This window comes from Seinonella peptonophila (genome assembly GCF_900129355.1).
Taxonomy (GTDB): Bacteria; Bacillota; Bacilli; order Thermoactinomycetales; family Thermoactinomycetaceae; genus Seinonella; species Seinonella peptonophila.
The window spans coordinates 179140-196070 of record NZ_FQVL01000003.1; the positions used below are offsets into that span (position 1 = coordinate 179140).

Consider the following 16931-nt stretch of genomic DNA (forward strand, 5'->3'; position numbering starts at 1 on the left):
AATTTCTATCTAGAAATGCTTGCAATCTAGATTTTAAATGCATCCTTATAGCACACTTACATGGACTTTTCATCGTTTTTAGAGCGATTCCTTCAAACTTCAGTTTTATTTAAGAATCTATTTAGGACAGTTTAGGAAATTTTCGGTATGTTGATCAAGAGAGGGAGGAATTGATGATGAAAAGTGAATTACCCATTTTAAAATTGACCAATCTTGGAAAAAAGTACGCGAATCATTGGGCTGTTCGAAACCTTAATCTAAATCTATATCAAGGTGAAATATATGGATTTCTGGGTCGAAATGGTGCTGGTAAGACAACGACGATCCGAATGATTATGGATTTAATCAAACCAACAACAGGCACCATCCAACTATTTGGTCAAACAGATATCGTTCGAAAAGAGATGCGTCTTCGTCAGATTGGCGCAACAATTGAATACCCAGGATTTTATCCAAATTTAACAGCAAGAGAGAATCTTTACTATAATGCAAAGATGTTTGAAGTGGATGTGGCAAGGATTGATGAAACTTTAGAATTTATGGGTTTACAAAAAGCAGCCAATCGGGTAGTCAAAGGGTATTCACTTGGCATGAAACAGCGACTTGGATTAGCAAGAGCATTATTACATCAGCCAAAATTATTGATCCTTGATGAACCAACAAATGGTCTTGACCCATCTGGAATTAAAGAAATCCGAGAATTGATTCAACAACTCAGAACAGAGTTTCATATTACTGTCTTGGTATCTAGTCATATTTTATCAGAGATTGAGCAATTAGCAGATCGTGTTGGAATGATACATCAAGGAATGCTAACAAAAGAGATTGTACTAGCCGATCTACAGCAACATGGAAAACAGTATATCGAAATAAAGGTAAACAATCCTCAATCAGCTATTCAGACTCTTGCCCATTCGTATCGGCTTCATGACACAAAAATAATAGATGAGCAAACGGTTCATTTATTTGGGACATTTCATCAACCAGCAGAGATCAATCGCCACCTTCATCAAGCTGGTTTCGATGTTTCACATTTTACTCTTCGCCGTGAGTCACTTGAAGATCATTTTCTGCGGATTACAGGAGGTTTTGAATCATGATCACAACGATACGATTAGAACTGTTAAAATGGAAACGCTCCAAAATTATACTTTCAGCAATCATTGCGACTCTGATGACGCCACTGATCACACTACTATCCACATTTATGAAAACAACCAATTTGGGTGTATCAGCAAAGTGGGTCGACTTGGTTGGTCTTGCTTTCCAGGTTAATCATTTATTTATTTTCCCATTACTTTTTGGTTCCTTAACAGCATTTATCTTTGTTCATGAATTCCAAACAAAATCAATCATCAACCTGTATACATTACCAAAAAGCCGTACAACCATTCTTTTAGCAAAGACTATCGTTATATTCCTGATGATCATCATTCTTACCATTCTCTCACATATTCTGATCATTCTAACTGGTACACTCTTTATTCAATCAGGCGCTTGGAATGCGTTTTTATATTATTTTCCATTGGCGCTAAAAACGGGATTGATGCAGTTCCTAATGATACCCATTTACATTTGTATTAGCTTGTGGACACAACATTTTATTCCACCGATTGTCACTGCTGGATTATTTATTATGACAGCCTTTATTTCCTTAGCCATGCCTTCGATTGGGCCACTTCTCTTTCCCGCATTACCTTACTATGTAATTCTACAATCAATTGGTTGGTACAATCAGACCATCCCTCTCATCTGGGATATGCTGATCCCGATCTTTTTGATCACAATGGTCATCGCGATGATGATTACGGAAAAACGAGATATTCATTGATAAAAGATAAGAAAAGCGTTTCTTCTAGTTGGTACACTTTTCATTGTATGAGTAGGAATACTGATTTCCACTAAAACATGCTTTAAGATGAAAGCTGATGATAAGCTTCAGTCACTTGGAGTGTCCATAACTAATGGAAGGTGAATATGAAAATCAATCATTTCACCTTCTTGATCTGCCCATATTCTGCCTTGATGTAATTGAATCATCTGTTTGGCAATCGCAAGACCTAAGCCTGATCCGTCCTCTTCTGGCGACCGCGCCTGATCAAGCCGATAGAGGCGATCAAAAAGTTGAGCTAGTTCATGCTCAGGGATGGTTTTCGCTCGATTGCGAAATGTAATCTGTGCAGAATCATGACCTTGTTGGAGCTTAACCCAAATTTCTCCTGGCTTTTTACTATATTTGAGTGCATTGGATAACAGATTTTCAAAAACACGGATCATATGCTCTGGATCAGCCTCAATCATGATTGGATCGGTAGAAAAATCAGCTTTAATCGATAGTTGACTCTCCTCGATTATCTGTAATGACTCATGAAGAAACTGAACCAGCATCTTTCTTATGTCGAGTACTTGGGGCTGAAACTGGATTTCATTGTTACTTAATTTTGTATATGTAAATAAATCTTCTAATCGATGTTCTAACTGTTCTGCCTTTTTATACGCTGTTTCAACATACTCAGACAACTGACTCTGTCGTTCATATCTCTGTTCCCGAATTAAACTTAGAAAACCAATAACGGTCGTTAATGGTGTTCGTAAATCATGAGAAAGATTGGCAATCAACTCATTTTTTAACCTTTCTTTTTCGCGTTCAGCTTCTACTTTCTTTTTCAATTTTTTAGACATTGTATTAATACTCTTAGCAAGCTCTGCAAGCTCATCTTTACCCTGAATGGAAATGGTTGCACCTAATGCATCTCCAGCCATCTCTTTTACTCCGCTTTGCATATACTTGATATATGTGATTTTTCGACGAATGATAAGTAAAAAAACGACAATAAAGCTCACCGAGGCAACGATGAATACAGAGAGTGTTAACAAGTTAAAGCCTGAAACCGATTTGACACGCCCTGGGATCAAATAATTTACCAAAACCCATTGGTAGACAAGCACAAAAGTGAGCAATGAGACAGCAAACGAAACAAGTACTGCCAAGAGTAACTTTACACTTAGTTTCATTATCATAAAACCTCATTCACTCTGAAATTTATATCCGACTCCCCAGATTGTATGTATATACTTTGGCTTTTTGGGTTGGTCTTCTAATTTGGCGCGTATATTTCGAATATGAACCATTACTGTGTTCTCATTATTGATAAAGGTTTCTTTCCATACCTTTTCATAGATCTCTTCTATACTGAATACAATGCCATGATTTCGAGCCAGTAGTTCCAGAATCGCGAACTCTCGACGTGTGAGTTCTATCTTCTGCCCCATTCGTTCCACTTGATGTGTTTTACGATTGATTACCAAATTATCGAACACTAACTCCTCACTGGAAGTCTTGGTGGTAGAACCTTGTAAAGAATGATACCTACGAAGTTGTGACTTCACCCGTGCTACCAATTCTAATGGTTGAAAAGGCTTCGTCATATAATCGTCCGCTCCAATGGTTAAACCTTGGATCACATCCAGATTTTCACTTTTGGCAGTCAGGAAAATAATCGGCATATTGCGGATTTCTCTTATTTTCATGCAGGCAGTGTAACCATCCATCTTAGGCATCATGGTATCTAAAATGACTAAGTCCACTTCTTCCTTTTGAATCACTTGCATAGCTTCTTCACCATGAAATGCACTCAAAACTTGGAAACCTTCATTTTCTAAATAAATACTTAATAATTGATGGATGTTTGGGTCATCATCGGTGATGAGGATCGTAGTCATCAGATCACCTTCTTTCATGATGTAAAAAAGCCGTTAAAGAACGGCTTCCAGCTTGTAGATAAAATCACGTGATCCGCTCATGATCGTGGCTTACGGCGAAGCTCTGGTTGCCATTCCACTATGTTACGCCCGAAATGGAGCATTGCCGATCACCCCTCGACTCGCGCTCATTAGGGTTTCTTATCAATCTAAAAACAGTTAATGAGCGCGGCTTCAACTATTAATAAGAGCGAGCAAACCAAACTGTATGTTTAGCCTGTTGACCACAATGGATACAAACCTCTTTTTCTACTGGTGATTGAAATGGAATATTACGCGTAGTAAAGCGTGTCTCTTGCTTGATCTTCGCTTCACACTCATCATCACCACACCAGCCTGCTAAAACCCACCCAGGTACTTGATTCTCCTGTTCGGATATTTCCAGATGTTGATGTAACTGTTCGAGTGTATTTATTTGTAAGTGCATGTGTTCAGATTGAAACTGTAAGGCACGCTGAAAGAGATCTTTTTGGATGGCTTCGAGTTGCTCTTTTACTTGTGCGGCTAATTGCTCAATGGAAACAGGAAGCTTTTCTCCGGTATCTCTCCGCGCCAAAATAGCTTGATTTTGCTCAAGGTCGCGCGGCCCTAGCTCAATACGGATCGGAACTCCACGCATTTCCCATTCATTAAATTTCCAGCCAGGTGTCTCATCTCTTAAATCCATGCGTACTCGAATATCACTCGCTTTTAATTGTTCATAGAGGTGATGCATCTTTTCTACCACAAGATCACGAGTTTTACTTGGCCCAACAGGGATCATCACTACTTGTGTTGGAGCCACACGAGGTGGTAAAACCAACCCATGATCATCACCATGTACCATAATCATCGACCCAATGAGACGTGTTGAAGTCCCCCAAGATGTGGTATGTACATACTGTAATTGGTTTTCTTTATCTAAATACTTAATTTCAAAGCCTTTTGCAAAATTGGTTCCCATATAATGAGAGGTACCTGCTTGAACTGATTTCCCATCTTTCATCATCGCTTCGACGGAATAGGTATCGATCGCACCAGCGAATTTTTCGCTAGGCGTCTTCTGTCCGACAAAAAGCGGAATTGCTAATTCTTCTTCTATCACTTCTCGATAAATTTCTAACATTTGTAATGTCTCTTCACGTGCTTCCTCTTCAGTTGCATGAGCAGTATGCCCCTCTTGCCATAAGAATTCAGAAGTACGTAAAAAAGGTAAGGTACGCTTCTCCCAACGAAAGACATTTGCCCACTGGTTAATTAAAACCGGCAGATCACGATAGCTTTGAATCCACTGGCTATACATATGACCAATCATTGTTTCTGAAGTTGGGCGCAAGGCTAACCGTTCTTCAAGTTTTTCGCCAGCAGCTTCTGTTACCCAAGGTAACTCAGGGCTAAATCCTTCAATATGTTCTTTCTCTTTTTCAAAAAAAGTTTCAGGAATCAGCATTGGAAAATAGGCATTCCGATGACCTGTCTCTTTAAAACGACGATCCATCGCCTGCTGTATCCGTTCCCATAACTCATATCCGTCCGGTTTAAAAACAATGCAACCGCGGACAGGTGTATAGTCCATTAAATCTGCTTTTTTAATCGTATCAATATACCAACGTGAAAAATCAACTGATTGTGGAGTTATCTCCTTTGAGATGCCACCTTTCTTTCCCACCACAAACACTCCTTTAAATCTACTGACAAACCATTATATACGAGATTTGGTGGAAAAGAAATCATCAGGATTCGATTCAAACTGCTATGCCATGTTTTTCTTACCCCTATTTATTCAAATATTCATGTTGAAACATACACATTCTCAATGCATCATGATATCTTCCCGCAGCAAAAAATTCATCTCTTAATTTACCTTCTGTTTGAAAACCTACTTTTTCATAGATATGAATCGCTCTTTGATTTTCAATATCAACGATTAAATAGAGTTTATGTAGATTCAAAACGGTAAAAGCATAGTGAATTGCTAATTTAGTAGCGATGGTGGCATATCCATGACCTTGATTAGAGGGATCTATGATGATCTGAAATTCAGCACGTCGATGAATATAATCAATCTCTACTAATTCAACTAATCCAAGCCGTATCTCTTCTTTTTCGACAATAAATCGACGTTCACTCTGATCATGAATGTGTTTATCATATAAATCACATAATTCTACAAATGATTCATAAGGTTCTTCAAACCAATAAGTCATGATTTCTGCATTATTATTAAGCCGATGAACATAAAGCAAATCTTCCCGTTCTAATGGTCTTAAACGAACTGTGTCATCCATATTCTTCATCCTTTGAGAAAAAATAAAAGCAGAGGCTATACAATACCTCTACTTTAGCCTTTCCACATCAATACAGATATTTAACTTCACTTTTTTCAGCATATACTCTTAATGCTACATAGTCGATGTGCCATTGATTTTTCTCTAGACAATAGAGTTCTGGTCTTAAACGATCTTCAACTGCTTGATACAAATTCTCTTTCTCTTCATTTGAAAAGCCTTCAAAGAAATGATCCATGGTTATTTGGATCCAGTTTCGAAATCCATCTGCTCCACCAACTAAGTTTGTAGGTTGTTTAAAATGAAGTGCTTTTCGCACAATAAATCCTTCTTCTTCTAACAATGAGGTGTATTCACCCATACTAGGAAAATAGAGGTGATTTCGATCTTGTAAGGAGACTCCCGTCTCTTTTAACACTTCTTCGACTACTTGAAAAACTCGCTGTACATTTCCCTTAGCTGCAAACTGTGCGACAAATCGCCCATTCGCTAACAAGTTTTGATAGATCTGGCGTGCCACTGTCCGCGCATCGGAAATCCAGTGAAGTACTGCACAAGAAAAGATTGCATCATAACGGGTAGCGCCCTTATAATAACGAGCATCTGCCACCTGAAATGGAATTTCTTGATATCTTGATTTTGCTTCTTCAATCATCTCTATAGAACTATCAATACCTTCTACCCAAGCTCCAGCTTGCGCGATCTGATTTGTGAGATCGCCGGTGCCACAACCTAAATCTAGAATTTTCTCTCCTGCTTTTGGTTGTAACCAAGCAAAAACTTCCTGCTCAGTGGAGTAAGTATGGATATCTGAATAACTCTTCGGTTTCCATTTTTTGGTGTTTTCCATTTTCATAATCCCCTTTATTCTCTATTGCTGCTTTCACACATCGCTACGATTTGACGAAGATTTTCATAATACTGATCTGCTACATGTTGAATAGTCGCTCGATGAAACTCTTTTGCATGATAATGGATTGAAAAAGTTAATCTACCTTCTTGAATCACAATGCCTCGGACAATCAAGCTTTGCACCATATCTCTAACTGCGCTAACTTCAGGTCCGATCGGCATTGTTTTCTCACTATACGATTTTAATAAACCATGATAGTTAAAATGTATTTCTGGTTCTTTTGCAAAAGATAATCCGTTTTTCTTGTCAGCAACAGTTAAATAGCGCAAAAGCATATGCCCCATGCCATGATTGGGAATTTGACGCAGAGAGTCTTTCACATGAAGTATGGTCTGCTCAAAAGAGTGAGTCATTTGCTCAAAGACAACTGGATACTGTGTGACAAACCAACCCATAGTCCGAGTCACATCAACGCCTTCGATTATATCTTCACGTCCATGCCCCAAGAGCGATACAGCAACTCGATTTTGTGTTGTCCAGGTTCTAATTGTGGATACTAAGGCGGCGAGTAATACCTCTGTAATCTCTGTTCCCCATTTGCGATGTGCTTTTGTCAATAATGTATGCGTCTCTTCTTTTGTTAACTGAAACCAAATCGCATCAAAATCTTTAAATAATCGACGGGGAAGCTCTGCTTTATCTTTAGGTAAAGATGGTACTACTTCTAGTGATGACTCTACTGATTTCCAATAAGGAATCTCTTTTAGCAACATGTTACTATTCGCAAATTCATAAATTTTTTCATTCCAAGTTTGGAAGGAAGTCGTTTTCTTGGGTAAGCGAATCTCCTGCTGTTCGATCGCTTGCTTATATCCTTGCTGAAAATCTTCCATTAACACGCGCAAAGATACACTATCAATAACCAGATGATTGACAGCAGTTAAAAGATAGTCCCCTTCGTCTGTTTGGAACAGACCCATACGGATCAAAGGAGTCTCCAAAATTCCATACTGACCATGCAGACGGGCTGATTCTTCCTTCATTCGCTCTCGGACATCATTTTCACCATGCAAATCAAATACTTCTAATGTATAAAATTCACCAGCTAGACCACGATTGTGTTGAATCACCCTTTCGCCATCAACAACATATTCCATTCGAAAGGCATCATGATGTCGAACAAGCACATCAAACGTTTTTCGAACAGACTGTTCATTCCACCCCTCTTCATGAAAGAGCAGCATCTCTACATTCCAAAACTCTTTCCCTTTTGAAATTGCATATTGCTGAATGGGCGATAGTCTTACTTCACCTGTGATGATCCCTTGCTCCATTTCGAGTTGCTCGGACTTAATATGTGGGATCAGCTCAGCAATCGTTGGAGATTGACGAAGTTCCTTCATCCGAAAATGTAAGTTTTCTTGCTGAAGTTTAGCCATTACCTGCATCGCTTTGATGGAGTCACCACCAAGCTCAAAAAAGTTATCATGAATTCCTATTTTTTCAATGCCGAGTATCTGCTCCCAGACACGAGCAATCGTAATCTCCATCGCATGAACGGGTGCGTGAAAAGTATGCTCAGCATCTCTGTGTCCAACTGGCTTTGGTAGCCTTTTTTTATCTAGCTTTCCATTAGCAGTTAGTGGAATCTCATCTACCTGAAGATAATAGGTGGGCAGCATATAATCAGGTAAATGCTTTGAGAGATAGCTTCGCAATGCTCCTACTGACCAAGATTCATCAATAACGAGGTACGCAACAAGACTCAACTGACCATTTGACTCGGTATGCAGAGATACAACACTATCCTTCATCGCTGGATACTGGCGTATAACAGTCTCAATCTCACCCATTTCAATCCGATGTCCACGGATTTTTACCTGTTCATCCATACGACCTAGATATTCAATTGATCCATCTGCTAAAAAGCGCGCTAAATCTCCTGTTTTATATATTCTCCCTGGATGGAATGGATTGGAAATAAATTTCTCTGTGGTTAACTCTGGACGATTCAGATAACCACGTGCTAGTCCTACTCCACCTACACAAAGCTCTCCGGGTAAACCAATTGGCTGTAATTGCTCGTCTTGATTCATAATAAAGACTTCTTTGTTATGAATAGGTCGCCCAATTGTGATTTGTTCCATCGTCTGATCACATTCTTGGTAAGTAACACAAACTGTCGCCTCTGATGGTCCATATGCATTGATAAAACGACGTCCCGTGCCCCACTCCCGCGCTAATTCCACAGGACACGCTTCCCCTGCACTTACAACTGTTATTAGGTGTGGTAGACGAGAGCTTGACAAGACTTTTAGTACTGTTGGAGTTAAAGTAACAGTTGTAATCTTTTGTTTTGATAATATTTTTTCTAAGTTTGAAGTTAGACTTTCTTTGTCTTCAATGTATAAGCGAGCCCCAGCGATCAAGGTAGGGTAAATTTCCCAAACGGATGCATCAAAACTTAATGACGCAAATTGAAGCACCCGACTCTGCTCATTTAAATTTAGATCACGTGCAATCATAGAGAGATTACATACACCTTGATGTTCAATCATGACACCTTTGGGTTTACCTGTTGATCCAGAGGTATAAATCACATAGGCAAGGTCATTTGGTTTATTGATACATGGCAAATTCTCACGCGGTAACTGATCTAAACTTGGTTCATCAACGCAAATTACTTGACCATGATAATGATCAGGAATCGATATCGATTCTTGAGTAAGCAGCATCGAAACCCCACTATCAGAAAGCATATAGCCAATTCGCTCCACTGGATAATCAGGATCAAGTGGCAGATAGGCACCACCTGCTTTTAAAACAGCTATCATCCCTACGATCATCTCGACAGAACGATCAACCATCAACCCTACTAACTGCTCCTGCTGAAGTCCATATTCTTTTAAACGATGTGCCAATTGATTTGCTTTTTGATTGAGTTGATGATAAGTAAATGGCTGCTCTTTATAAACAACTGCGATCTGATCAGGTTGCCATTTTACTCTTTGTTCAAACAATTCATGAATACAACAAGAATCGGGATATGCAAGCTCTGATTGATTAAAATCTACTATCAGTTTCTCTTTTTCTTCCTCTGTCACAAGAAAGTATTCTCTTAATGATTTTGTTGGATTTTCGATTACTTGTTGGAATAAATTTAAAAAATGCCTTTCCATTCGAGAGATTGTTTCTTCTTTAAATAGGTCGGTACAATATTCAATCTCAAAGAGCAGCTTATCTTTTTGCTCTGTTACGATCCAAGAAAGGTCAAATTTTGACGAATGCCACTGAAAGGGAAAAGCCTTAATTTCACAATTGCTAATAGATAACTTCGTTTTACTGTTTTGCAAGACAAATACCGTATCAAAGAGTCGCTCTCGATAACCTGATTGTGAAAGAAGGTCAATGACAGAGCAATCGCTATGTTCAAAAGCTGCTAACATTTCACTACGCAACTTTGTTATGAACTGGTGAAATCGATCATCCTTATTCACTTTCATACATACAGGTAAAGTGTTGACAAACATTCCCACCATCTCTTGCACATCCATATGTGATCTTCCCGCAACTGGACAACCGATCACTATTTCTTCTCGATTGGCATATTTAGTCAGCATTAAGTAATAAACTGCTAGCAAAGTTGTATAGATGGTGCTTTCTTGTTTTTTCACCCATTCTTGATATCTTTCAAACAATGATCCCGACAGTGTAAAGGAATGAATCGCTCCTGACCACTGACAGTTTCGATTGCTTGGGTAATCAATGGGTAAATCAAGAGATTTTTGCACATCTGGCAGTTTTTCTTTCCAATATTGCTGTTGCCTTTCCATCTTTGCGGAAGTAAGCTGTTCTTGTTGCCAAACAGCAAAATCAGTAAATTGGATGCGTGGCTGCTCTAATTCCTCTCCTTGATATATTTGGCTGATCTCTTTCATCAGCACATCAATCGATATGCCATCAACAATTAAATGATGAAAATCAAAGCAAAGGATTGCTTGATGGGTTGCCCACTGAATCAGCTTGCAACGCATTAAAGGTGCTTTACTGATATCAAAAGGCTGCACGAAAATATCGACATAACAAACCGCTTCATCTCGATCCTGAACCTGCAACCGCTCTAATGAAACATGGATGCCAGATGATACCTTCTGCACACATTCCCCATCTACGAAATGGAAAGAAGTCCGCAATGCATTGTGCCGATCCACAACTTTTTGAATGCTCGCTTGAAGGCGCTCTACATCGATGTTACCCCGAATCTCCCAAATAGAGGGAACATGATAAGCAGTACCTGACTCTTCGTATATAGCATAAAGGCTTTTTTGAACAGTGGTAGTCGGATACTCATTTTGAACTGGAACCGACTCAATTGGACGCCATTCATCACCTTTTGCTTGCTCGATACATGTACTCAGTTGGCGAATAGTGGGATGGGCAAATAACTGTGCAAGTGTGATTTCCACCGAAAGCGCACGATGGATACGGGCAATCATTTTCATAGCCGTTAATGAATGTCCACCTAGATCAAAAAAGTGATCATCTATCCCAACACGCTCTAATTGAAATGCTTCCGCCCATATATAGGCTAATTTCTCTTCTAGCATATTTGAGGGTGCTTGGTACCGAACCGTTCGCGCAATATTAGATGATGGTTTGGGTAAACTTTTTTTATCCACTTTTCCATTTGGTGTAAGTGGTAAGGCATCTAACCCTACAAAATACGTAGGAATCATATATTTTGGTAAAACTGTTAAAAGAGATGTTCGCAATTCTTGAACAGTCCAATCTTCTTTTGCTACGATATATGCTGTTAATGTCAATTCATCTGCATGAACAAACTGTGGTACAACTACAGCCTCTATAATAGTAGGATACTCAGCAAGTTTTGCTTCAATTTCTCCCAGTTCAATCCGATGCCCTCTTATCTTTACTTGATCATCGATTCGACCTAAATATTCAATTGTCCCATCAGGCAACCAGCGAGCCATATCACCTGTTTTATACATTTTTTCTCCATCGAGAAATGGGTTGGGCACAAATTTTTCAGCGGTTAAGGCAGGCTGATTCAAATATCCTTCAGCTAATCCACTTCCACTCACGCATAGCTCACCGGGTACACCAATAGGTTGTAGTTGACCTCCATGATTTACAATATAAATTTTTGTATTATGGATAGGTTGACCGATTGTTACTTCACCAAGCGATGAATTCCATTCGAGTAAAGAAGCACAAACAGTTGTCTCTGTCGGCCCATAGGCATTGATAAATTTTCTACCTTTTCCCCACTTGGTGGCTAATTCCAAAGAACAAGCTTCACCAGCACTTACCACTGTTTTCAGTTTGGGTAGTGCAGCTGGCTCCCATGCACCTAAAACCGTTGGTGGCAAAGTAACCGTCGAAATTTCATTCTTATTCAAATAATCCAATAATTTTGTAGATAGAATTTCTTTATCTTCCACATAAAGAGTAGCTCCTGATACAAGCGTCGGGATCATCTCCCAAATGGATGCATCAAAGCCTGCTGAAGCAAATTGAAGCACACGACTTCTTGCATCGATTTGCAATGTTTCCGCGATTAAGGTCAGATTTACAACCGAATGATGTTGAATCATGACACCTTTCGGTTGACCTGTTGATCCGGAGGTATAGATCACATAAGCGATATCGTCAGGTTGATTGATAGTAGGTAGATTTCCGATCGATTCTTCTAGCCAGCCATCATCATCCAGATGGACGACTTGACCTGTATACGATATCTCTTTAGGTAAAGTTCCTTTTGTTAATAAATATTTTGAACCAGAATCATGGAGTAGATATTGAATTCGCTCTGTAGGATACTCAGGATCAATCGGTACATAAACTCCCCCAGCTTTCATAACGGCTAATAATCCAATCACCAACTCAAGTGAGCGGTCTACCATCAATCCAACTGTTTGACCTTTTTGGAGCCTCAGTTGTTGCAATCGTCTAGCTAGTTGATTTACTTTTTGTTGTAATTCTTGATAAGTGAGTGAATGACTTTGATAAACAATCGCTGTTTGGTTTGGCGTTTTTTGAACTTGTTTTTCAAATAGTTGATCGATTGTCTGATCTTTTGGAAATTCCTTTTCTGTATCATTAAAACCAAACAGAATTTGCTGCTTTTCTTCTTTTGTCACCAATTCAAAATCCGCTAAAGCTTGCTTAGGTCTTGCAATGATCTGCTCTAATATATGGGTAAAATGCTGTAACATTCTTTTTACGCTTGCCTCTTGAAATAGACTGGTACGGAAATCAAGCGCAATGGTTAATTCTTCCGCTCCTGTAATTGACCAAACAAGATCAAACATCGCATGATTCCATTGATGTTGAATCAAACTGGTCGTAACTTCTGATAAATTAAAGTTGGTTTCTTCTGTATTTTGGAGAATAAACAAAGTATCAAACAAGGGATTCCTGCTAGGATCAAATGAATAACCCAATTTTTCAATTAACTGTTCAAATGAATAATCTGCGTATTGATAAGCTTGGAGTAACCGTTCTTTTACTTGTGTTAAAAATGCCTCAAAAGTAAGCTCTTTCTTGGGTTGATTGCGTAATGCTAATGTATTGACAAACATGCCAACTACTTTTTCAGCCTGTAAAGTAGATCGACCAGAAGCTAATGAACCAACAACCAAATCTTCCTGATCTGTATACTTTGCTAGAAGAAGATTATATGCAGCAAGTAACAACATATAAAGCGTTACTTCATGCGTTTGTGCCATTTCTTTTAGCTTTAGTGTTAAATCCTTACTAATATTCCAGTAAATTCGTTGCCCCTCAAATATTTGCATGGCTGGTCGGGGATAATCCGTCGGCAGATTCAGGACAGGCAGGTCACCTGTAAATTGGTTTAACCAATACTGTTCCTGAGCCATTTTTTCTGTAGAATCAATCAGTTGTCGTTGCCATAGGAATACATCTTTATATGCAACAGGCTCTATCTCAATTGATTTACCATTATAAAATGCTGAAATTTCATTACAAAGAATATGAACAGTCGTTCCATCTGAAACAATATGATGAAAGTCAAATAATAACCAATGCTTATCCGGAGCAAATCGGATCAAGCTAGCTCGAAACAGAGGTGCCTTTGCTAGGTCAAAAGGTAAAATAAGCGCTTCTAAGCACTCTGCTTCTGTTTTGTTATGCCCCTCCACTATTGCTAGTTTTATCTCAACATGAGGATGAATTTTTTGCATCAATTCCCCTTCGATCAAATGAAAAGAAGTCCTTAATGATTCATGTCGCTTTACCACATGTTGAATAGCATCATATAGGCGCTTTTCATCAAGTCTTCCTCTTAATTCAAATAGCAATGGTGTGTTATAAGTGCAGCCAATCCCTGTAAGCTGAGCCGCGGTAAACATCCGTTTTTGAACTGAGGTTGCAGGATAATATACTTGCTGATTTTCTGATGTAGAAGCAAGTGCACTTACTTGTACTTTCTCTTTTGTTTTTAGATAGGTTGCTAGCTGCCGAATGGTCAAACGATCAAAAACCTCCTGCACGGAGAGCTTCATTTGAAAATGATGATAGATTCGTGAAATTAACATAGTTAATTTTAACGAATGTCCACCCTGTTCAAAAAAGTGGTCATCTATGCCTATTGGTTCTGTTTCTAACACTTCTTCCCATATTGCCTGTAAAGCTTTTTCCCATTCGTTAGTAGGTTCACTAACAGATTCTCTTTCCCATTCAATTGCATCGGGCTCAGGTAGAGCGCGGCGATCTACTTTGCGATTGGCATTTAACGGAATTTGCTGTAGTGGGATCAAAAATTTTGGAATCATATATTCGGGTAGCCGAGTTTGCAATTGCTTACGCAACCTATGACGATCCCAACCTTCCCCGACAATATATGCACAAAGATATACTTGGCCAGCTTGATCCTCTTTTGCCAATACCACACAATCAGTAATTTCAGAGGCTTGAAGAATTTGCGTTCGAACTTCTCCTAACTCCACACGAATTCCACGAATCTGTACTTGGTCATCCATTCTCCCGACATATTCCAGACGACCATCTGGTAGCCAACGTCCAAAATCACCCGTCTTTAAAAGTCGACCTCCCGGTATATCTGAATGGTCAATAAATTTCTCCATTGTCAAAGCTTCTTGATTGAGATAACCACGTGCTAAACCCACATCTCCTACGCAAATCTCACCCATGATCCCGATGGGTTGCAACTGCATATTTTGATTCATGATATAGGCAGATCGGTTTTCCAATAGATGACCAATCGAATTATTTTTAGCCCTTGGGTCATATTTTCCTACAGAAAGATTAATCGAAATTTCCGAGCATCCATATGATTGCATCAAGGTTATATCTGGATCTAACGGCTCTATAATGTCAGCTGTTAATCGTTCCCCACTCGAAACAATTGTTTGTAAAGAAGGGAGTGAGTGTTTTGCCAATAGTTTGATAACAGATGGTGTTAATTGCGCATGGGTAATTTTATGCTTGTTTAGCCACTCGACTAGATATTCCAAATTTAAGCGAGCTTCATTAGAAGCAATATAGAGTGTACTTCCGTTAAATAGAGAAGTATAAACCTCCCAAGCAAAAACAGCAAAGCCGATTGAAGCAAATTGCAAGACCCGACTCTGTTCATCGATCTGAAAACGTGCGCCATTTGCTCGTAAATGTGTGAGCCCCTGATGTTCAATCATCACACCTTTTGGCCCCCCCGTTGAGCCAGAAGTATAAATCACATAAGCAAGATCATGTGGATGTCCTTTACGATTTAAATTTGTATCATCTAAGTGTTCCCACTCCACTTGATCAATAACGATAGCTTTCGATTGATCCGTATTGATTATTGGTAAAATCGAATGTTGAAGAATATAGTGGACACCACTTTCATTGACCATATAATGTAAGCGCTCTAGGGGTAGGTTTGGGTCCATTGGCAAATATGCAGCACCCAATTTTAATACAGCTAGTAATGAAATAATCGTTTCTATTGATCGATTCAGATAGAGTCCGACAATTTGATGCTCAGAAACGCCAGCTTTACGCAACATTCGAGCCAACTGATTTGCTTTCTTATTTAACTGATCATAAGTTAACTGTTTATGCTCATAGACGACTGCTAACTGATGAGGTGTTTTCTGAACTTGTTCTTCCAACAACTGATCAATCGTCATTTCTAGCGAAATATCTTCCCTCTTCTTTTGAAATCTATAAATAATCTCATTTCTCTCGTGTGGTGTAACAATTTCAATATTATGTAAAGAACAATTTGGTTTTTCAATAAGTTGTTGTAATATATGAACAAAATGACTCGCCATGCGTTCGATAAAGGAACGATCAAACTGAGCTGGATGATAATCGAAAGAAATTTGAAAATCTGGTTCTGCTTGAATCGATAAATAAAAGCTGTATTCGTTCATCCTTAAAAAGTCTACTTTTTTATGATGGTACACAACAAGATGATCAATCATTTGTTGGTTAAAATATGAATCGTCCATTAACTCTGATTGCATTTCTTGCAAGTTGGTTAGCACGGGTATTGTTGATACATTTGGTATCCTTACCTTATACTTGGAACGAGAGTCTTTCGTTAAATCGGTATAACAAACAGATATATCATTAGAATAGTTATATGATTGCATTAAAATGATCCAAGCACCTAACACAATTTTCTCAACTTCCATTCCCTGTTGCACATTAGCTAACTGTGCAAAATCAATTGGAATGAGCATATTATGAAAAGCAAAATGTTTAGGCTGATCACTCATTCGTTTTCCTAGTAATCGTGCAAATCCTCCTTCGCTGTATTCTTGATCCATCAATGATATTCCTTGATCATGTTGAGAAAATTCCATTCAAATGCCCCCTGTTTCTTTTGCTACATAAACCATCCATAGTCACAATGAGTATATATATACCCTCTTCGGTCTTAATATTACGATTTATTTGTCTATTTAATTTTCTTATGCTTCTATGAATAAATACCCATAAGTATATTTTATATGTTTCTATCTATTCTGTCAATTAAGTATATTTAGGGAGCAAAA

At 38.7% G+C, this 16931-nt stretch carries 8 protein-coding genes; 2 read left to right on the forward strand and 6 right to left on the reverse strand.

Annotation, left to right across the window (positions count from 1 at the left end):
* The first annotated feature begins 176 nt into the window (after positions 1-176).
* Together BUB71_RS07725 and BUB71_RS07730 are read left to right on the forward strand one after the other, a co-directional pair.
* Positions 177-1100, forward strand: a complete 924-nt coding sequence (locus BUB71_RS07725) for an ABC transporter ATP-binding protein (RefSeq protein WP_073154269.1) — start codon at positions 177-179, stop codon at positions 1098-1100.
* Positions 1097-1831 carry an ABC transporter permease gene (locus BUB71_RS07730; protein ID WP_073154270.1) on the forward strand — a complete coding sequence of 245 codons (735 nt, stop codon included), beginning with the start codon at positions 1097-1099 and terminating at the stop codon, positions 1829-1831. The genes BUB71_RS07725 and BUB71_RS07730 overlap by 4 nt, the downstream gene beginning before the upstream one ends.
* Before the next feature lie 107 nt (positions 1832-1938).
* On the opposite strand, the gene BUB71_RS07735 is transcribed toward BUB71_RS07730, so the two are convergent.
* The 6 genes from BUB71_RS07735 to BUB71_RS07760 all read right to left on the reverse strand — a co-directional run bounded on the left by BUB71_RS07735 (position 1939) and on the right by BUB71_RS07760 (position 16739).
* Positions 1939-3015 carry a HAMP domain-containing sensor histidine kinase gene (locus tag BUB71_RS07735; protein WP_175552314.1) on the reverse strand — a complete coding sequence of 359 codons (1077 nt, stop codon included), beginning with the start codon at positions 3013-3015 and terminating at the stop codon, positions 1939-1941.
* 12 nt (positions 3016-3027) lie between these two features.
* Positions 3028-3723, reverse strand: coding sequence for a response regulator transcription factor (locus BUB71_RS07740; protein WP_084731263.1), 696 nt, complete (start codon positions 3721-3723; stop codon positions 3028-3030).
* A gap of 220 nt (positions 3724-3943) precedes the next feature.
* Positions 3944-5380 (reverse strand): proline--tRNA ligase, encoded by a 1437-nt coding sequence (gene proS, locus BUB71_RS07745; protein ID WP_073154397.1) that lies wholly within the window; start codon positions 5378-5380, stop codon positions 3944-3946.
* A gap of 136 nt (positions 5381-5516) precedes the next feature.
* Complete coding sequence (gene speG / locus BUB71_RS07750) at positions 5517-6029, reverse strand: spermidine N1-acetyltransferase (RefSeq protein ID WP_073154272.1); 513 nt, start codon at positions 6027-6029, stop codon at positions 5517-5519.
* Positions 6030-6096: 67 nt separating this feature from the next.
* A complete protein-coding gene (locus BUB71_RS07755; RefSeq protein WP_175552315.1) occupies positions 6097-6879 on the reverse strand; it encodes a class I SAM-dependent methyltransferase in 783 nt (260 codons plus the stop codon).
* A gap of 14 nt (positions 6880-6893) precedes the next feature.
* The gene (locus tag BUB71_RS07760) at positions 6894-16739 is read right to left on the reverse strand and encodes a non-ribosomal peptide synthetase (protein ID WP_073154274.1); all 9846 of its coding nucleotides are present in this window, start codon (positions 16737-16739) and stop codon (positions 6894-6896) included.
* Between the last annotated feature and the right edge of the window lie 192 nt (positions 16740-16931).